An 18,953-nucleotide genomic window follows, 5' to 3' on the forward strand; every position below is an offset into this window, starting at 1 on the left:
TTTACCCGTTCGCTCACCCCTTTCACACATCCAAAATAGCCTTTATGGGGTTCCCCTTCCCCCTGCCCCTTATTCCCCTTTAACCTTTTCCCCGCCCGAAGGGCTGTTGACAAATCGCTATACTTCCTGGACTTCGTAAGCTTTCATCGAATATATGGGGAAGGGGTTTCCTCCAGAAACCCTTGGGCGTGTACGGACGATTGCGTCCTTTGAATGCGCCGCCCCCTATGCCTACGGCACGGCACTTTCAGAGCGGGGCTAGCGCTGCTGCTTTTAGCAGATAGCTCAAACGTTCTCTTCTTCTAAACTCTTTTTTATATGCTCATACAAAATTCGACTTTCTTCATTCTCAGAAATACTTACGCAGCGAATTAAATTTGCTGTGCATTCAGCCCCAAGAAACGCCAGCCGAACACCGTACGGAATATCTTCTATGAAATCTTGTAACTGGTAATTCTCACAAAATTCCGCTTCGGTTTCCTCAATTTTTCCTTCATCGTTGACTGCTTCATTTTTTACGATAGAACACATGATAATTTGAAATTTCACTTTTGTTTCTTCTATGGCGTTATAAAGTGACATCTTTTTTTCAAGAGCGTAAGCACAAGCACGTAATAATTTAGAAAAATCTTCTTGATTGCCTGCTTCAAAAAAAGTTTCTTTGTCAAATTCTGGCTCAATAATCATCTTTAATTCTCTAACTCATTCTATAAATAACGCTACATCTGTTAATCCAAATATAAAACCTCTTTATCGTAGCGGTAGGGTGAGGGAAAATTTGTTTGGGCTAGGCGCGAAAGTCCGGCGCTGAGTCGGTCAATCCACCTGATGGCGGTAAAAGGGTCATTGATTCCAACACAAAGGGCTACAGTAACCATCGAACCAGCAACAGATGAAAGTAGCAATGGCGATCGCGCACAATAGTAGTGATTTCTACAATTTGTCTTATGAAAAGATATTAAGTTGAATGTAAATCTTAGTAGAGTTTATATATTTACGCGCTCGTCGCAAAACTAAAATGAGTGTTTTCTTCTCAGATGAGGCGATCGCTAGGTTAATTCAGGAAGATGTTCCTTACCTAGATTTGACAACTTACGGACTTGGCATTGGCAAGCAGCTTGGTGAAATCGAGTTTTCTACCCGTCATCCGATGACCATTAGCGCTACTGAAGAAGCTGCCAGAGTATTAGAATATTGTGGTGCTAAAGTTCATTATCAAGTGGAAAGTGGTACAGTCTGCCAGGAAAAGCAATTAATTCTTCAAGCTAGTGGCACTGCGAGCGCTTTGCATAGTGGCTGGAGAGTTGCTTTGAATTTGATGGAATATGCTTCTGGCATTGCTTCGCGTACCAGAGTATTGGTAGATACTGCTAAAACAGTAAATCAGTCTGTTTCTATTGTGACTACTCGCAAGTGTTTTCCAGGTACTAGAGCGCTTTCCATCAAAGCAGTTCTAGCTGGTGGGGGCTTTTTTCATCGCTTAGGATTATCTGAAACAGTTTTAATCTTTAACCAACACCTGATATTCCTGGGAGGTATAGTTGGGCTAACTGAGCGTATGAATGAACTGCGACGACAGTTTCAAGAACAACATATTTGCGTTGAAGTAGATACACCAGCAGATGCCTGGATGGTTGCTCAAGCAGGTGTAGATTTAATTCAGTTTGATAAAATTGCGATCTCAGATCTTGAGCCTCTGGTTTTGAAGTTGAAGCAGCAGTATCCGAACTTAAAACTAGCAGTGGCTGGTGGTATTACCTCTGAAAATATAAAGGATTATGCTAGCACTGGTGTAGATATTTTAGTCACAAGTTCACCGTACTTCGGTAAACCGTGCGATATTGCAGTCAAAATGAGGTTGCTTCCAAATCCTTAAAGATGAGCAACCGGAATCGATTTACCAGGACATCCTACCACCAATCCGTTTCATCCAACCCCCTAATCCTTTACTTTTTAACTACGCTTCGTTTTTGACGTCTCTTGCTCCCTTGCGATCGCTCCTTTAAGAAAAACTTTTCAATTTACTGATATTTCCAGTTATAGTAAAAAAGACCAATCGGTCTAAAAAAATGTCTAAAGGCGAAGAAACGAAAGAGAAAATTCTCCAACAAGCAGCCGAACTGTTTAATCAACAGGGGTATGCTGGCTCGTCTATTTCAGACATTATGCGTGTTACAGGATTACAGAAGGGAGGAATTTACAACCACTTCAAAAGTAAAGATGAGCTAGCACTACAGGCATTTGATTTTGCGATCGCCCAACTCAGACAACATTATTTAGCCGCAGTCGGAACAAAACGTCATGCAGTTGAGCGCCTGCAAGCTATCTTTGATGTATTTCACAGCAATATAAATAACCCAATCATAAAGGGAGGGTGTCCGCTGCTGAATACTGCTGTTGAGAGTGATGATGCTCATCCTGCTTTGCGCAAACGCACTCAACAGGCGATGAACTCTTGGCGTCAGCTATTTTATCGAATTATCCAAAAAGGAATAGAAAAAGGTGAAATTCGCTCAACAGTTGACGCTGATCAAGTTATCACCATTATTATTTCCACACTTGAGGGGGCTGCAATGATGAGCAAGCTCTATGGTGACTCAATTCATCTTGAACGAGCAATCAATCATTTGACGAATTACATCGATAGCCAATTGCGCATTTAAAGCAAGTCCACTTGCTTAAATTGCCTTTGCTTAAAAAAAGACCGCTCAGTCTGAAAAAATCATGAAAAATCATAGTTTAACAGTTTGTGGGAGGTAGAGAATGGGAGATAGCCTATGTATACTGAGAACACCTGAGCTATTTACCTATCAACGTTAAACCAGAAGAGTTTCCTATGAAAAAAGACTCAGCTTACTTGCTCGCCAAAAAGCAAAATCATCAGAAAATAGTAGCACTCACAGCGTATGACTATCCTACTGCGCTGCTGCAAGATAGAGCTGGAGTAGATGTCATTTTTGTTGGTGACAGTGTAGGAACTAACATCTTAGGTTATGACAGTGAACAGGAAGTCACGATGGATGACATTGTCCATCATCTTAAAGCTGTTCGACGAGGAACATCGCAAGCATATATTCTTGCTGATTTGCCTTATGCTTCTTATGAAACTCCAAAACAAGCTTTAGAGAATGCCAGAAAACTTTTAGCAAATGGAGCCGATATCATTAAGTTAGAAGGTGTTCGAGAAGAAATTGTCAAGCATCTAATTAAGCATGATATAAATGTATGTGGTCATCTTGGCTTACTTCCACAAACTCAACAACAGAAGAAAGTACAAGGAAAAAGCTTTGAACAAGCTAAAGAATTAATTGAAGGTGCGCTAACCCTAGAAAGAATTGGGATATCTGTACTCTTACTTGAACTTATTCCTGAAGAGCTAGGTCAAATAATCACAGAAAAAGTCAGCATACCCACGATTGGCATTGGTTCAGGTCGGTTTACTGATGGACAAGTTCTCATTGTTAACGACATTTTAGGAATCACACCTCGTAAACTTAAACTAGCAACAAAGTATCAAGATTACCAAACTCTAACTCTTCAAGCAATAGAACAGTACAAACAAGAAGTTGAGCAAAAGATATTTCCATCAGACGAAAATGTTCAACACATGGTGCAAGAAGAATTACAAAATTTCATTCAATGGGTAAAGCAAAGTTTATGAACACATAAAAGAACCAAAGTAGCCAGTAACTCATCCAAAATCTCAAATTTAACATCAACAATATGTTGTCTAATTCCCTGACTGGTAATAAAAAACCCTTTCGTCTGATTACAATTCCTGTCAGTCATTATTGTGAAAAAGTAAGATGGGCACTTACAAAACTGAAAGTTCCTTACATTGAAGAGCCTCATCTACCACTATTTCATCTATTAGCAACTGGTCGAGTTGGTGGAAAATCAACTCCTGTTCTTATTACTGAAGCTAGTACTTTCACTGATTCAACTGAGATCTTACGTTACCTAGACAAAGTTGCCCCTGATAACGCTAAGTTATACCCCACTCACCCTGACTCACGGCGACAAGTAGAACAACTAGAAGATTTATTTGACGAGCAACTTGGACCTGCTACACGCCGTTGGATTTATTTTCACACCATGAATAACTCCAAGTTGATGCAACGTACATGGTGTAATGGTGTGCCTTTTGTTGAAGGAGTATTATTTCCAGTCGTTTTTCCTATTGTCCGCTCAATTGTTCGGCAGAAACTAAACATAACTCAAGAGTCTGATGCACAAGATTACGAACAAATCAAGAGCATTTTTAAGCAAGTGAGCGAATTATTGGCAGATGGACGTACTTATTTAGTTGGAAACAGCTTTTCTGCTGCTGATCTCACCTTTGCGGCGCTTGCTACTCCCGTTGTTAGACCACCAGAACATCCAATGAGTTCTGCTAGCTTGGAGGAATTGCCATCCAAAATGGTATCTGAGATTAAGAAATTCCGCGAAACCCCAGCAGGAGCTTTTGCACTGCGTCTTTATCACGATAGAAATTATTAAATATGGGAATGAAAAGCTATCTCAAGACTCTTTTGTTGAGAGAAAGAGAAAATTTTTTGTTCATTTACAGACCGAACGGTTTTTTTGCTAATGAGTTTAGGAGAAATTATCAATGCTCAAGTTTTACTACAACCCCCGCTCACCTATGGCTCGTCGTGTATGGCAAACTTTACTCGAAAAGGAAATTTTATTTGATCCAATTTTGTTGAGCTTAAATGGTGACCAATTGCAACCAGAGTATTTGAACCTTAACCCTTTTCATCATGTTCCAGTGATAGTTGATGACGGTTTACGAGTGATAGAATCTTTGGCAATTTTGGACTATTTAGAAGCTAAGTACCCCACACCTGCACTTTTGCCTAAAGAAGCTGAGGCGTTAGCAACAGTAAGGATGGTTCAAATGGTGGCGACACATGAGTTACTGCCAAAAATGATTTCTTTAATTTCTGAAACTGAGGATTCACCAAAATGTTTACAAGCAAAGGAACATATAGATAAAGTCCTAAAATTTTTGACAGATTGTTTAGGAAATAGTTCTTATTTTGGTGGCGAACAGTTAACTCTAGCAGATATTGTCGCTGGATGTGATTTGTCTTTATTACCTAAGTTAGGCGTTTCTTTTAGTCATTACCCCAAACTAAATGACTGGTTTGAGCGCTTGATGCAGCGAGAAGCATGGCAAAAGACGGAACTGAGTACAGAAGACTTTGAAAAATTTAAACGAGTTTTTGTAAAGCTACGTAGCCGTAAGTTGACCAACAAGCACCGGGTGCACCCGGTGCAGGAGGAGAAGACTTAGCTTAGTGTGCGCGGTGAAGTGCTTAAAAGTTGTAACCAACACCAAGCACTAGCCCAACATCAGTTTGATCAAGGAAACCAACGTTTAGACCAGCAGTGGCGGTAAACTCAGGTGATAAGGGCACATCCACACCACCAGTCAGAAGAAAGCCGACGCTGCTATCTCCACTTGTGGAAATTGCCGCTCCTGCCCCAACGTAAGGAATAAAATTTATTTGTTCTTCTTCAAAGTCTGTGACTGGTTTAATTGGAAAGTCAAATGTTACAGGCAGAAGAAACACAGCATTATCGCTGAATACAGCAGCAGGGCGAAAAGAAAAGTTTTTCGTTATACCAATTTTGCTAAAGATAGTGAAGGCACCTTCAGCTAGAGCAGTATCGCCGCCACTGAATCCAATATTTGGACCGATTCCGATATAGTTACGAGTTGCTCTAACAGGTAACAGTTCTGATGCTCCGTTTCGTATTGGTGGCGTCGGAGCGGGTGAAGGTATTGAAGTTGGCGCTGGCGCTGGTATTGAAGTCGGCGCTGGCGCTGGTGTTAAAGTCGGCGCGGGTGATGGTATTGAAGTTGGCGCGGGTGATGGTGTTAAAGTCGGCGCGGGCGCTGGTGTTAAAGTCGGCGCGGGTGATGGTATTGAAGTTGGCGCGGGTGATGGTATTGAAGTTGGCGCGGGTGATGGTATTGAAGTTGGCGCTGGGGTTGGTCTTAAAGTTGGCGCGGGTGATGGTATTGAAGTTGGCGCTGGGGTTGGTCTTAAAGTTGGCGCTGGGGTTGGTCTTAAAGTTGGCGTTAGGGTTGGAGTTGGCGTTGGCGCTGGTGTTAAAGTCGGCGTTGGGGTTGGGGTTGGGCTGAGCGGATTTTCTGGAGGTGTTGGGCTGAGGGGGTTTTCTGGAGGTGTTGGACTAGGTGTCTGATTTTGTAAAGGTGTTGGGCTTGGACTGAGCGGATTTTCTGGAGGTGTAGGACTAGGTGTCTGATTTTGTGAAGGTGTTGGGGTAGGGCTGACGGGATTTTCTGGAGGTGTTTGGCTGATCGGATTTTTTGCAGGTGGTAAGGTTAATGGTGTTGTTGGCGATCGATTAACAGCTGAAGGTTGCGCTAAGGATGGTTGTAGAGAAATAGCTAAACTCGTAATACCTAGTAAAGAAGTTTTAGACAAAACTAATCTCAGCTTTGTAAGTAATTTTTGATTCATTTATCACTCCTCTAAATATCAACACACACCGAAGACATAAATAGACGGATCGCAGGCTGGTACTTGAAGCTAGAAGGTAGACAGCCCAAAGGTATGAGCAAATAAAGCTTGTAAAATCGGTTTTGGAGTGTAGCAGCTCGCCGAATGATGCGTTTATAAGCATTGCGGCAGCGCTTAACACACTCTACATAATCTCATGTTTTTTAGCTTCAAGTACTTGTGTTTCGTTTTTTTTAAGTAAAATGATACTAAAAATATAACGTAATAAGTCCAATTTTAAGTTTATGATTTTATGATATATTTTTGCTAAAATCAATTTCAAATATTCATTTAGCTTGATTATTATGCTTTTCCTAATTGATAGAAAAATTTTCAGTTATTTGTCTGATTATTTAAACATTGGTTCGGATAATGTATCCTGACGTAATATAAGATTAAAAATTATTGGCAGCGTACAATATTATTACTTCCTTGCAATTTTCCCCGCTGCCAAATTCCACTATAACGCAAGCCGTCTTTAGATATCAACGTACCTTGACCATCAAACTGGTTGTTTTTGAATTCTCCTATATATTGACAACCATTTTTGTAGATAAATTTTCCTGTGCCTTGAAAAGAATTCTTATCAAACTGACCTACGTAACGCTCACCATTTCCACGTACCAAGTTTCCACAACCACTATATACTCCATTTTTTAGTTCTCCATCATATCGAGAAGATCCACCCAACTTGCGATCAGGAAAGACTATGATTCCTTTGCCTGTCAGTGGTGAATTCTTTGGGAAACCATAAACTGTGGCTGAACCAATTTTCCTACCGGGCGTACTTGGTTGAGCTAGTATTGGTGTTTCTGGGCAAACCAGTTGCACGTCATATGTGGTTTGTGGCGAGTCAGGTGTGGGTTGTTTGGAATCAGCGACGGTTTTTTGTGAATCGGGTGTGGGTTGTCCTGAATCAGCGACGGGTTTTTCTAGATCGATTGTGGGTTGTCTCCAAAAACTCATAAATAACAATCCCACTCCGATTAGCACACCCACGCCAACTCCAGTACCAATTAATACTTTTTGGTAAAGTTTCAATTCTCGTCGTGTTGGGGTTGGTAATGGTGGTACCGGTGGTGGCGATGGTGAGGGTAATGAAGATGGTCTTAGCGCTTGCAACGCCTCGGATGCTGTTTGATAACGTTTATTGAAGTTATGGCGCACCATTCTATCTAATACATCTGCCAGTCTAGGGCTAACCGAAGCCCGATTTCGCCAAATGACTTCCAAAGTTTCAGAGTTTTTTGGCAGTTCTTGAGGTCTGATCCCAGTTAAAGCATAAATTCCCAGCATCCCCACTGCATAAACATCGCTGCTTAACTTGGGATACCCATTCAATTGCTCGCTGGGCATATAGCCATAAGTACCAACAATAACGGAGACGTTTGTTTGCCCTTGAGCATTGACTACTAATGCGCTAATTTGCTTGACAGCGCCAAAGTCTATCAATACTATCTTGCCGTCTGTCTTGCGCCGCATTAAATTTTGTGGTTTGATGTCTCGGTGAATGATATTCTTATTGTGAACAAATGTAAGAATTTGTAAAACTTCCTGTAATAGCTGTGTTACTTCAGCTTCATTTAACCTCTTACCAGGAAAAATTTCCCCACTTAAATCGTGCCCATCTATAAATTTTTGTACTAAATAAAATTCGCCGTTTTCTTCAAAGTGGGCGAAAAGTCGCGGAATTTGACTGGACTCATTGCCTAAGCTATATAAAACCTTTGCTTCTCTGTCAAATAACACTCTGGCAAGTTGCAAATCTTCTTGATTTTGCATTTGCTTGAGGTTTTTGACAACACACAGAGGATGATCGGGTAAATCTAAATCTTCAGCTAAATAAGTAACTCCAAAGGCACCGCTTCCTAAGAGTCTGACAATTTTGTAGCGCTGGCGGAGAATTTGACCGATAAGCATTACTATTTAACCAAGAACAAAATGAATTCTCTTAAATTTTGGCACATACAACCTAATCGCCCAACTCCTTTGTTTGTGCAAGTGAACAGAGAGTTTTTCACCTGCTTGGCAAAACGAATGGTATAACTATATAATGACACGGCAGTAAGCACGGATACTCTTAGCGTCGAATCCATAAGATGCGATGCTCTCTTCTCTTTTTATAACACTGCATTCCTTCGTGTGGGAAAGCAATAGACTACTGCCTTTAAGTACGATAGCTTACAATTAGATGGCACGGGTACTGAAAGTTTCCCTAAATATGCGACTTGATGCCGATGTGGTAGCCTGGTTAAAGAACCGACAGTCACGAGGCTATCAGACCCTGATCAACTTTGTCCTTCGGGAGTACATGCTCAAACACCAGTCTGAGGCTGTTCGCGGAGTAATGACCAACAAAAGCAGCTAAGAAGCGACCGAATAAAAATATTGAACTGTGCCGAACTGTAAGCAATAGAGCCTGTCTGATGCCCGCTAGAGATCTATTCCATAATGCTGGTCAAAAATGCACTTCATAAGGATGATTGGGTCATTACCCACGATCCCCTAACTTTGGATCTGCGAGATCGCCAATTGCATGTTGATCTTGGAGCAGAAAAACTAATTGCTGCACAGAAAGATAACCAGCAAATTGCTGTTGAAATCAAGAGTTTTGTCGCGCCTTCTAATGTTTCCGAGTTTCATATGGCGCTAGGACAATTTTTGAACTACCGACTTATTTTACGTCTGAAGCAGCCACAACGAATTCTCTATCTAGCAGTCCCACTGGACATTTATGAAGATTTTTTTTCTGAAGAACTCCCTCAGCTTAGTCTAAAGGAATATCAGATCAAGGTTTTGGTATTCGATCCTGAACTGGAGGTCATCACACAGTGGATAAACTAAACCAGTACCGTCAAGCAATCAAGCAAATTTTGACGCGCTATAGTCAGATCAAGCCTTCCTTTGGCGAGATTGAGCGCTATACTGCATTTGATACTGAGCAAGATCACTATCAGGTGATTAGCGTTGGCTGGGAAAATCGTCGTCGCGTTTATGGATGCTTAATCCACATTGATATCAAAAGCGACCAAATTTGGATTCAATACGATGGCACGGAAGATGGAATCGCTAATGAGTTAGTGGAGTTAGGCGTTCCCAAAGACAACATTGTTCTGGCATACAAATCTCCGTTTATGCGTAAATATACTGATTTTGCCGTAGGATAAAATTATGAAAGTTTAGTATTTTAAAATAATATAAATATGGAAAGAAATATGGAAAAACAAACAATTCATGTTATTGGAGGTGGACTAGCTGGGACAGAAGCAGCTTGGCAAATAGCCTCTGTTGGAATATCGGTCGTTCTGTGGGAAATGCGCCCAAATCGCTTCGGTGGTGCACATCACACGGAACATTTAGCGGAATTGGTGTGTAGCAATTCTTTTGGGGCAATGGCAAGCGATCGCGCCGCTGGTCTTTTGCATGAAGAACTACGCCAACTCAATTCTATTGTCATCTCAAAAGCGGATGAACACGCAGTTCCCGCTGGTGGGGCGCTTGCAGTCGATAGAGGACAATTTAGTCAGGATTTGACGCAAACTCTCGCTCAGCATCCTCTGATTGAACTGCGTCGAGAGGCATTACGTGTTATCCCTGAAGGAATTGTCGTTTTGGCAACTGGTCCTTTAACAAGTCCGGAATTGGCAGAAGATTTACGCCGTTTCACAGGGATGGAATACCTCAGCTTTTTTGATGCCGCAAGCCCAATCATTGTGGGAGAATCGATTAACCACGATATTGCTTTTCTCGCCTCTCGTTACGATAAGGGTGAAGCTGCATATTTAAACTGCCCGATGAATAAAGAGCAGTACTTGCAGTTTTGGCAAGAACTGCGTACTGCTGAACAAGTGGAATTGAAGGATTTTGAACGGGAAACGGCGAAATTTTTTGAAGCTTGTTTACCAATTGAGGAACTCGCACGCCGAGGGGAAGACACGATGCGTTATGGTCCTCTTAAGCCAGTCGGGTTATCGGATAGTCGTACCGGAGAACGCCCTTATGCTGTGATACAGTTGCGGCAAGAAGACAAAGCAGGTCAACTTTGGAATATGGTAGGATTCCAAACAAATCTGCGTTGGGGTGAGCAAAAGCGTATTTTCCAAATGATTCCTGGTTTGGAAAATGCTGAGTTCGTGCGGTTGGGAGTCATGCACCGCAACACCTTTCTCAACGCGCCTGTGCTGATGCAGCCTAGTTTGCAATTTATCAACCGTCCAACGTTACTAGCTGCTGGACAGATAATTGGAACTGAAGGATATACTGCAGCCGCAGCCGGTGGTTGGTTGGCGGGAACGAATGCAGCGCGGCTGGCTTTGGGGAAAGAACCTTTGACTCTACCCAAGACGACGATGATGGGGTCACTGTTTGAGTTTATCAGTTCCGCTTCGCCTAAGCATTTTCAACCGATGCCTCCTAATTTTGGGATATTACCAGAATTGGGTCAGAAAATCAAAAATAAACAAGAGCGTTACGGACGTTATCGCGATCGCGCTTTGGCTGACTTGAAGGAATTGATAAACAGTGTTCAGCAGTAAAGTGCTGAGTCAGGGAGAGACTTCTAATTCTGAATTCTGTTCGCGCAGCGTGCCCGTTGGGCATATTTTGAATTTTGAATTGTCTTGTCCCCTTGTCCTTCATCAAGACTCAGAACTCAGGACTATTTTGATATCCTTCGCTGGTCTTGAATTGTTTCGTCGTTGGTTGTAGCTATTCCGTGTATACCGATCGCTGCGATCGTTATACCAATAAAACCCCAAGTCCCATTTGTGAATGCATTCATCCGATGAACGAAACTACGATGATAGGCAAGATCCAACTGTCTATTATTGGTTCTTCCATCCCTAGCTAACTTGTCCACATATCTTTCAGTTCTTTGTAACTCCGTATACTCAGTGTTAAACGAGTAAAGCGATGATCCCGCTATCAATAAACCTGGAATAACCAAGGCAATAAAGAGAATTGCTCTGCCTATGCTCATACAACCTCGTTAGGCAATATATTTGAGTTAATGCTGACATGGCGAGCATTTATTGATAGTATCTGGCGAACAAATTAGAAAAATCGTCCACTCTGAGATGACATCGTGTCCGGGAATAACAGTCATGAAATTTCCGACCATACCCTGGGAAATCTAATATCAAGAGCATGAAAAAAGCTCAACTTCCAGAACATCAGGGAAAAATGAGCAGCGATTTCTTCTTATATTTTGCTGCACATTATGCATCTATAGCAACCTAAATCATAAGCCTTGCGGGTACGCTGTGCATAGGGAACAGCGGCACGCTTTGCGCTTACGTGAGCAAACTTGATCCTCGAAGATCCCCGACTTCGTAAAAGTTGTCGGGGATCTGTGGCTTTCAATTTTCACAAATCAAATAGGATCGCTATATGCACACTGTTGATACTGCTTATATCAAGCTTATCGATGAGTTGGATTTTTCACAAATGATTTAGGATTGCTATATATGACAAAGATAACTGGAAAAATGACCCTTACTTTTAATCCAATAATTTACAGCGAATTGCTATCTAAACATCAACCTCGAATTATCAAAAGTGAAGAGGAAAACGAGAAATTTCTCGCAATCGTTGAAGAACTGCTTTCTCGTGCTAAGCTGACTCCAGAAGAAGATGCTGTGTTGGAACTATTGGTAAGACTGATTGAGGATTTTGAAGATAAGCACTATGAGATTAATGCCTCAACGCCACACTCAAGACTCCTTCATTTGATAGAGGCTAGGAGTCTGGAAAAAGCTGAGAAGAGTGAAAATTTTTGGTTCGAGGGACGTAACTACCGAAGTAGTCAATGGTCAGCTAGAAATCAGTAAAGAACAAGCTGAGGCTTTAGGGGAGTTTTTCCAAGTTACAGCGGTTTTCTGTAAGGTGGGCATTGCTCACCAATATCTCAAATCTCTATCACATAGGCTTTTATGAGCAATGCCCACCCTACAATGTGTGGTCTATTCATATGAAAACCGCTGTAATCCGAGCTTGTTTTTGTCAAATTAGGCGATCGCTTCGCTGCTGCGCTCCGCGCAGATCGCCCTGCATAACACCGCACTCTCTTGCAATCGCACTTCCTGCAAACGAAAGAAGGCCCTAGAAAGTTGGTGTCTTTGCAACCCAAGCAGCAGTCTAACAATCTGGTGTAGCGGACGGAATAAAGATCTTGGTCGCAAGTCAAAGCTATGCTATAATAGGTTAAAGTAGCAAACTTTGATGTTTACTACTTTAAGGGCGCGTGGCTCAGTGGATAGAGCAACAGGTTCCGGTCCTGTGGGTCGGGGGTTCAAATCCCTCCGCGCTCGTTTTATGTACATTAACTAATTATTTGACAAGTAATTTGTCGGATATAATATTATAAATATTTACTGATATCAAATTTATCTATCGGTTCACTTATAATATTACTTCTTCCAATTAGCTGACTTAAAACTAAAATAGCTGCTTGGTGAAAATTATCACCTCCATTTGATGCTGAGTAATACTCTAAAATATAAGGATTAATGTTGTTTTCAAAAAAATCGATGGCAGTTTTTAAGACACAAGCTTCAGTATCAATTCCACAAATAAAGACTGTATCAATATCCCTTTTTTTAAGAAATATAAGAGTTTCTTCATTGCAGCCAGTGTATATAGTTTTATTAAAAACAACATTAGCAAATGGTTCAATTTCATCAACAAGTTTGCGCTCTGTGTCTGAAAAAAGTTTGTTCCAATTTAGATATCTTACATAAGGACTATCAAAGGTATTGATAAATCTTGTGAAGATAACGTACTCAAATATCTTTTGCTCTAATAGAGACTTAATCCGTTGTATAACATGACTTGTATTTTGAGTTATGAATCCGTTTTGAAGATCAATGACAAATAAACATAAGTTCATATTGTTAGACCTGAGAAAATCTTGGAATTATAGCTTTTCAGTATTTATTATGAAAAAATTATACTAATTAAAAAAATCTTTGCGGCAGATAACGCATTCAAGATAAACGGTAGCGCGATCGTTAACTCTGCATAATCCAGGTGACGAACGATATCGATCCGAGTACCAGGCATGACTGCACACTGATTTTACTACCAATAAATAATACTATCTATATGCCAATACGGTTCAGTTAGCGCAAAAAACATAAAATTATGTAGGTTGGGGAGCCAGCGTTGCAGGAGGGTTTCCGCTCTCACGGCAAGTCTGGCGTTTGAGGAACGAAACCCAACACCTGCCTCACTTTTGTTGGGTTAAGCGAAGCGCAACCCAACCTACAATTATTGTTAACTCTACTTTGTTTTAACCCCACCCCCGTTTTGTCTAACGCCAAAACCTCCCTGCCCCTTATAAACTACTGTGTACACACATCTCGTTTTCACCTCACCCTCGCTTGAATCGGCGCTAAAATCTTTCCCTCTCCTTAATAAGGAGAGCCAGTGCGTTGCGGGGGTTCCCCCCGTTGTAGCACCTGGCGTGAGGGATGCCCGATAGGGCAGGGTGAGGTTTCGAGGGAATGAGCGGGTAATTCAAGAACTTGTGTGTACACCGTATCCCCTAAACTCAGATCTTGCACCATACTTTTCGTCCGCCAAGAAATAAATTTCTTGGCTCAAAGTCCAAGTCCGTTAAAACGGACTGAGTAAGTTTTTTAGTCCGTTTTAACGGACTTGGTTTATTAGCCTTGAACTTCAGTTCAAGGTGTGCTCAGGTGGAGGTGCAAGATCTGAGTAAATATTTTCTGGAAACACTGCTATCGTATTTGTAGCTAATATCCAGTCATTTATTACACAACCATTTATTATGATCTTTACAGAACTTATTGGGCAGCTACCCAAGATTGCTGATGCTCTTGGTCAACTCCGCACACAAGCTCAGAACTATCCAAATCTTATTAAAGAATTACAGAAATGGGGATTAGATCCGACTCAGCCTCCTGAAAATCCTGATGCTATTTATGCTTGGAGTATCGTCAAGTATTATCAGGAGTTTCAAGGAATGCAGCTGATGATAGATTTGTTGGGTGAAGACGAGATAAAAAAGACTTTTGTAGAAAAATATAATGCTAATGACTTAGCAAAATTTTTAAAACTAGCAAAAGATTTTATTATTCGCAGGGGGTTGTGGCGTGAGTTTGGAGAAAAAAAGCTTGACCTGAGAGCAGAGATTCAAAAATTTTCTAGTGTTTACACTCAAGTTACGAAATGGACTAAATCTCCTCTACAAGTTTTAAGTGATCCAGATTCTACTAAAATTTCAGAATATTCGCCTTATCCAAAAGAGTTTCAAGCATTAATACAGAATAAAATAGAGTCATTTCGCGGTCGAGAATTTGTTTTTAAGCAAATACAACAGTTTATTGACCGTAACTCTAACGGTTATTTTACTATCGTGGGAGATGCAGGGATGGGAAAAAGCACGATAGCGGCTAAATTTATTTGGGATCATAAATTTCCTTGCTATTTCAATATTCGCTCTGAAGGTCGCAATAAACCTGAGTTGTTTTTGGAAAGTATTCGTCAACAGCTAATTAATCGTTATTGGTTGCAGAATGCTAAGGATGATAATTTACAAACTTTGCTTCAAAAAGTCAGCGATAATCTGTTAGATGACGAACGCCTTGTGATTGTGGTTGATGCGCTTGATGAGGTGGAGCAAGAAGACCGAGATAAAAATCTTTTGAATTTACCGACGACACTCCCCAATAAAGTTTATTTCTTGTTGACGAGACGACCTTATATTGCAGATAACAAGCGCTTATACACTCAAGGAGTTCCTGAAGAGGAGTTAGATTTAAGAAATCCGGAATATGGAGATTTGAGCCGTCAGGATATTGAAAATTATATTTGGTTCTTTATCCAAGAAAATCCTAAATTTAAAGATAGTCTCAGGAAGTGGATTGAGGAGCGTCAAATAGCTGCTTTCACTTTTGTTGAGCAGGTAGCTGAAAAAAGTGAAAATAACTTTATGTATTTGTATCATCTCTTGCCAGGAATTGCTCAAGGAGAATACAACGACCTATCCTTAGAAAAATTTCCTAAAGGTCTTAAGGAATACTATCAAACCCATTGGAGGAGAATGGGTATGGATACAGAACCTAAGGAAAAGATGGTGATTATTCTATTTATTTTAGTGGAAATTAGTACGCCTATTCCCTGTGAGATGATGGCAAAAATTACCAACCAGGATGAATATGAGGTGGAAAAGGTTTTGGATCAGTGGGTTGAGTATTTGAAAGACCAAAAAGTAGATAAAAAAACCTGTTATAGCATCTACCATACAAGTTTCCTTGACTTCCTGAAAGGCAAACGGGATCTGAAGAAAACCCGGAAACTATTTGACGAAGTTAACCAAAAAATTGCTGAATATTTCATCAGGGAGATGGCGTAAGATGGGGAAATTTGCCGACAAATTAGCTGCACAACCTCTCTACTTCCAAAACGCCTATCTAAGCAGTGCCGTAAAAAGTCAAGTGAAGTCGGGGAAATTTGCAGAGTATTACAAACTTTTGACTGATTTCGACTATTTAGAAGCCAAGATTAAGCGTCCTGAATTTGGAGTGCAAGCGCTGATTACAGATTACGATTTGATTGACGAGTCAAAGGTGGCAACTCACTCAGACGATAACTCCCATGAAGTAGAAACGCTGAAACGGATTCAAGGAACGCTGCGTCTCTGTGCGCATATTTTAGCTGAGGATCAGACGCAACTGGCAGGGCAATTATTAGGGCGGTTGCTGTCTTTTCCCCAACCTGAGATTCAGGCATTATTAGCACAGGCAAAGCAGTGGCAAGATAATCCTTGGTTGCGTCCCCTGACACCTAGCTTAACTCCTCCCGGTGGGCGTTTGCTTCGTACTCTCACAGGTCATAACCACTGGGTAAACGCACTCGCCCTCACCCCAGACGGCAAGCGGGTGATTTCTGCTTCATCTGACAGGACTCTCAAAGTTTGGGACTTGGCAGATGGCAAAGAAGTTTTCACACTTACTGGTGATAGTTCCTCGGTAACGGCAGTTGCCCTCACCCCAGACGGCAAGCGGGTGATTTCTGCTTCCGATGACAGCACGATCATTGTTTGGGATTTGGCAGATGGCAAAGAAGTTTTCACACTTACTGGTCATAGCAACTCGGTAAACGCAGTTGCCCTCACCCCAGACGGCAAGCGGGTGATTTCTGCTTCCGATGACAGCACGATCATTGTTTGGGATTTGGCAGATGGCAAAGAAGTTTTCACACTTACTGGTCATAGCAACTCGGTAAACGCAGTTGCCCTCACCCCAGACGGCAAGCGGGTGATTTCTGCTTCCGATGACAGCACGATCATTGTTTGGGATTTGGCAGATGGCAAAGAAGTTTTCACACTTACTGGTCATAGCAACTCGGTAAACGCAGTTGCCCTCACCCCAGACGGCAAGCGGGTGATTTCTGCTTCCGATGACAGCACGATCATTGTTTGGGATTTGGCAGATGGCAAAGAAGTTTTCACACTTACTGGTCATAGCAACTCGGTAAACGCAGTTGCCCTCACCCCAGACGGCAAGCGGGTGATTTCTGCTTCCGATGACAGCACGATCATTGTTTGGGATTTGGCAGATGGCAAAGAAGTTTTCACACTTACTGGTCATAGCAACTCGGTAAACGCAGTTGCCCTCACCCCAGACGGCAAGCGGGTGATTTCTGCTTCCGATGACAGCACGATCATTGTTTGGGATTTGGCAGATGGCAAAGAAGTTTTCACACTTACTGGTCATAACCACTGGGTAAACGCACTCGCCCTCACCCCAGACGGCAAGCGGGTGATTTCTGCTTCCTATGGGACTCTCAAAGTTTGGGACTTGGCTGATGGTAAAGTTATTACCAATTTTACTGCTGATAATTCAGTATATTGTTGTGCTGTTGCACCGGATGGCATGACAATTACGGCAGGGGATAGTTCAGGACAGATTCATTTCCTCCAGTTAGAAGCAGGTTTATGAATATCACACCTCGCCCCCCAACTGCTTCCCAAAAAGAATTCCAGCAACTGATTCACGAGAAAAGCTGCAATTTTGTTGGTCGTGAATTTGCCTTTGCTGCTATTACCGACTTCCTCAATCAGCAACCCTGTGGTTACTTTACCATTGTGGGCACACCTGGCAGTGGCAAAAGTGCCATCATCGCCAAGTATGTGATGGAAAATCCTTCTGTTGTTTATTACAGTGCGGAAGTTGAAGGAAAAAATTGTGCGGAGGAATTTCTCATAACTGTTTGCACTCAGTTAACCCTTCGGCTACGCTCAGGGTTAAAGCCGAGGTCACTGAGCGTAGCCGAAGTGAGCGGAGTCGAGGCTTTAATGGGGGAAATGGGGGATACAAATGTGTCGCTTCCTGATAACGCGACTGAGGGAAGTTGGTTTTTCTCGCTTTTACTTCAGAAAGTGAGCGATTTACTAGAACCAGATGGGCGTTTGATTATTGCGATTGATGGGTGCGATCGCATCGACCTCAACAACCAATCCCCAGACTCAAATCTATTTTACCTTCCTAGATATCTCCCAGAGCGAGTTTATTTTCTCCTCACCCGTCGCCCCTTCAAGAGCGAAAAATCTGGTTTATTAATCGAAACCCCTGCTCAAATTTTGGATTTAGAAGCATATTCCGAACAAAACCGAGAAGATGTGCAGACCTATATACAACAATATATTTCAGTCACACCCTCTTTTTTTAAAAACACTGGGTGGATAACCAATGACTCTATCAGCGAACAAGAATTCTGCCAACAGCTAACACAACAGCTAACAGTCAAGAGCGAAAACAATTTCATGTATCTCAACCACATCTTAAAAGCAATCTCCCAAGGTTTTTATCCTAAACCCTTCCAATTTGAACCACTGCCTCCAGGGTTAGAAGCGTATTACAAGAATCATTACCAGCGCATCAAGGGTAAGGGTTTGTCTTCAGTGGGATTAGCCGTATTAAAATGTCTAGCACAGCTTGTGCAACCGCTTTCAGGAGAATTAATCGCCCAAATGGTTGATGAAGATGAATACGAAGTAGAAAAAGTGCTGGAAAATTGGCTGGAATTTTTATATGAGGAAATCAGAGGAGAAGAAATCTTTTATAGTTTGTATCATTCCAGTTTTGCGAACTGGTTAGGCAAGGAATTAAATTTAGTTTAGACGAGGTATTAAGAGTTGATTTATGTTAGTTTTAGAAACACACATAGGTGGGCACTGCCACTAAAACCCTTATATGGTTGGCAGGATCTGACTAGCAGTGCCCACCCTACACTACTACACGACTCAAGATTTTTCTGGTCAGGCAAGGAATTAAATTTAGTTTAGACGACGTATTTTGGAGAGTTGATTTATGTTAGGTTTAGACAGAATTACCTTCGATGCCCGCATCATGGCTGGACAAGCTTGTATATTGCTTCGCAACGCTGACGCGA

Annotated in this window: 18 protein-coding genes, 1 tRNA gene and 1 pseudogene; 14 read left to right on the forward strand and 6 right to left on the reverse strand. The window is 41.6% G+C overall.

Annotated elements, in window-relative coordinates; all coding sequences use genetic code 11:
• Positions 1–285: 285 nt before the first annotated feature.
• Both DP114_RS19195 and DP114_RS19200 read right to left on the reverse strand, forming a co-directional pair.
• A complete protein-coding gene (locus tag DP114_RS19195) occupies positions 286–687 on the reverse strand; it encodes a hypothetical protein (protein ID WP_171976878.1) in 402 nt (133 codons plus the stop codon).
• Positions 688–752: 65 nt separating this feature from the next.
• Positions 753–851, reverse strand: a pseudogene (locus tag DP114_RS19200) (DUF2254 family protein); the annotation flags it as partial.
• A 167-nt stretch (positions 852–1,018) separates the two neighbouring features.
• Here DP114_RS19200 and modD point away from each other — a divergent pair.
• The 5 genes from modD (at position 1,019) to DP114_RS19225 (ending at position 5,299) form a co-directional block, all read left to right on the forward strand.
• The gene (modD, locus tag DP114_RS19205) at positions 1,019–1,876 is read left to right on the forward strand and encodes a ModD protein (protein ID WP_169266549.1); all 858 of its coding nucleotides are present in this window, start codon (positions 1,019–1,021) and stop codon (positions 1,874–1,876) included.
• Between the two features lie 193 nt (positions 1,877–2,069).
• A complete protein-coding gene (locus DP114_RS19210; RefSeq protein WP_171976879.1) occupies positions 2,070–2,663 on the forward strand; it encodes a TetR/AcrR family transcriptional regulator in 594 nt (197 codons plus the stop codon).
• A gap of 173 nt (positions 2,664–2,836) precedes the next feature.
• Positions 2,837–3,661: a 3-methyl-2-oxobutanoate hydroxymethyltransferase gene (gene panB / locus DP114_RS19215; RefSeq protein ID WP_171976880.1), complete on the forward strand. Its 825-nt coding sequence runs from the start codon at positions 2,837–2,839 to the stop codon at positions 3,659–3,661.
• A gap of 62 nt (positions 3,662–3,723) precedes the next feature.
• The gene (locus DP114_RS19220; RefSeq protein ID WP_171976881.1) at positions 3,724–4,500 is read left to right on the forward strand and encodes a glutathione S-transferase family protein; all 777 of its coding nucleotides are present in this window, start codon (positions 3,724–3,726) and stop codon (positions 4,498–4,500) included.
• A gap of 112 nt (positions 4,501–4,612) precedes the next feature.
• Positions 4,613–5,299, forward strand: a complete 687-nt coding sequence (locus DP114_RS19225; RefSeq protein WP_171976882.1) for a glutathione S-transferase family protein — start codon at positions 4,613–4,615, stop codon at positions 5,297–5,299.
• 22 nt (positions 5,300–5,321) lie between these two features.
• On the opposite strand, the gene DP114_RS19230 is transcribed toward DP114_RS19225, so the two are convergent.
• Both DP114_RS19230 and DP114_RS19235 read right to left on the reverse strand, forming a co-directional pair.
• On the reverse strand, positions 5,322–6,497 hold the full coding sequence (locus DP114_RS19230; protein WP_171976883.1) for a hypothetical protein: 1,176 nt from the start codon (positions 6,495–6,497) through the stop codon (positions 5,322–5,324).
• A 441-nt stretch (positions 6,498–6,938) separates the two neighbouring features.
• Positions 6,939–8,456: a protein kinase domain-containing protein gene (locus DP114_RS19235; RefSeq protein ID WP_171976884.1), complete on the reverse strand. Its 1,518-nt coding sequence runs from the start codon at positions 8,454–8,456 to the stop codon at positions 6,939–6,941.
• A 271-nt stretch (positions 8,457–8,727) separates the two neighbouring features.
• On the opposite strand from DP114_RS19235, the gene DP114_RS36365 reads away from it, so the two are divergent.
• The 4 genes from DP114_RS36365 to trmFO all read left to right on the forward strand — a co-directional run bounded on the left by DP114_RS36365 (position 8,728) and on the right by trmFO (position 11,071).
• Positions 8,728–8,904, forward strand: coding sequence for a BrnA antitoxin family protein (locus DP114_RS36365; RefSeq protein WP_169264134.1), 177 nt, complete (start codon positions 8,728–8,730; stop codon positions 8,902–8,904).
• A gap of 83 nt (positions 8,905–8,987) precedes the next feature.
• Complete coding sequence (locus tag DP114_RS19245; protein ID WP_318284137.1) at positions 8,988–9,380, forward strand: element excision factor XisH family protein; 393 nt, start codon at positions 8,988–8,990, stop codon at positions 9,378–9,380.
• Entirely contained in the window at positions 9,368–9,703 is a 336-nt protein-coding gene (locus tag DP114_RS19250; protein ID WP_169264135.1) for a XisI protein, read from the forward strand. The genes DP114_RS19245 and DP114_RS19250 overlap by 13 nt, the downstream gene beginning before the upstream one ends.
• Positions 9,704–9,751: 48 nt before the next feature.
• Entirely contained in the window at positions 9,752–11,071 is a 1,320-nt protein-coding gene (trmFO, locus tag DP114_RS19255; RefSeq protein WP_171976885.1) for an FADH(2)-oxidizing methylenetetrahydrofolate--tRNA-(uracil(54)-C(5))-methyltransferase TrmFO, read from the forward strand.
• Positions 11,072–11,193: 122 nt separating this feature from the next.
• Here trmFO and DP114_RS19260 read toward each other — a convergent pair whose 3' ends face one another.
• Positions 11,194–11,514: a hypothetical protein gene (locus tag DP114_RS19260; protein ID WP_169264137.1), complete on the reverse strand. Its 321-nt coding sequence runs from the start codon at positions 11,512–11,514 to the stop codon at positions 11,194–11,196.
• Between the two features lie 487 nt (positions 11,515–12,001).
• Between DP114_RS19260 and DP114_RS19265 the strand changes: the two genes are divergently transcribed.
• Together DP114_RS19265 and DP114_RS19270 are read left to right on the forward strand one after the other, a co-directional pair.
• Positions 12,002–12,364, forward strand: a complete 363-nt coding sequence (locus DP114_RS19265; RefSeq protein WP_318284138.1) for a helix-turn-helix domain-containing protein — start codon at positions 12,002–12,004, stop codon at positions 12,362–12,364.
• 407 nt (positions 12,365–12,771) lie between these two features.
• Positions 12,772–12,844: transfer RNA gene (locus DP114_RS19270), tRNA-Arg, on the forward strand.
• Between the two features lie 50 nt (positions 12,845–12,894).
• Here DP114_RS19270 and DP114_RS19275 read toward each other — a convergent pair.
• Positions 12,895–13,422: a cysteine hydrolase family protein gene (locus DP114_RS19275; protein WP_171976886.1), complete on the reverse strand. Its 528-nt coding sequence runs from the start codon at positions 13,420–13,422 to the stop codon at positions 12,895–12,897.
• Positions 13,423–14,325: 903 nt separating this feature from the next.
• Here DP114_RS19275 and DP114_RS19280 point away from each other — a divergent pair.
• Genes DP114_RS19280 through DP114_RS19290 form a run of 3 tightly spaced genes read left to right on the forward strand, consistent with a single transcriptional unit; the run spans position 14,326 to position 18,681 of the window.
• Positions 14,326–15,912, forward strand: a complete 1,587-nt coding sequence (locus DP114_RS19280; RefSeq protein WP_246162587.1) for a P-loop domain-containing protein — start codon at positions 14,326–14,328, stop codon at positions 15,910–15,912.
• A gap of 1 nt (position 15,913) precedes the next feature.
• A complete protein-coding gene (locus tag DP114_RS19285; RefSeq protein ID WP_172195245.1) occupies positions 15,914–17,500 on the forward strand; it encodes an outer membrane protein assembly factor BamB family protein in 1,587 nt (528 codons plus the stop codon).
• Positions 17,497–18,681, forward strand: coding sequence for an ATP-binding protein (locus DP114_RS19290; protein ID WP_171976888.1), 1,185 nt, complete (start codon positions 17,497–17,499; stop codon positions 18,679–18,681). The genes DP114_RS19285 and DP114_RS19290 overlap by 4 nt, the downstream gene beginning before the upstream one ends.
• Positions 18,682–18,953: the final 272 nt, after the last annotated feature.

It is taken from the genome of Brasilonema sennae CENA114, assembly GCF_006968745.1.
Lineage (GTDB): Bacteria > Cyanobacteriota > Cyanobacteriia > Cyanobacteriales > Nostocaceae > Brasilonema > Brasilonema sennae.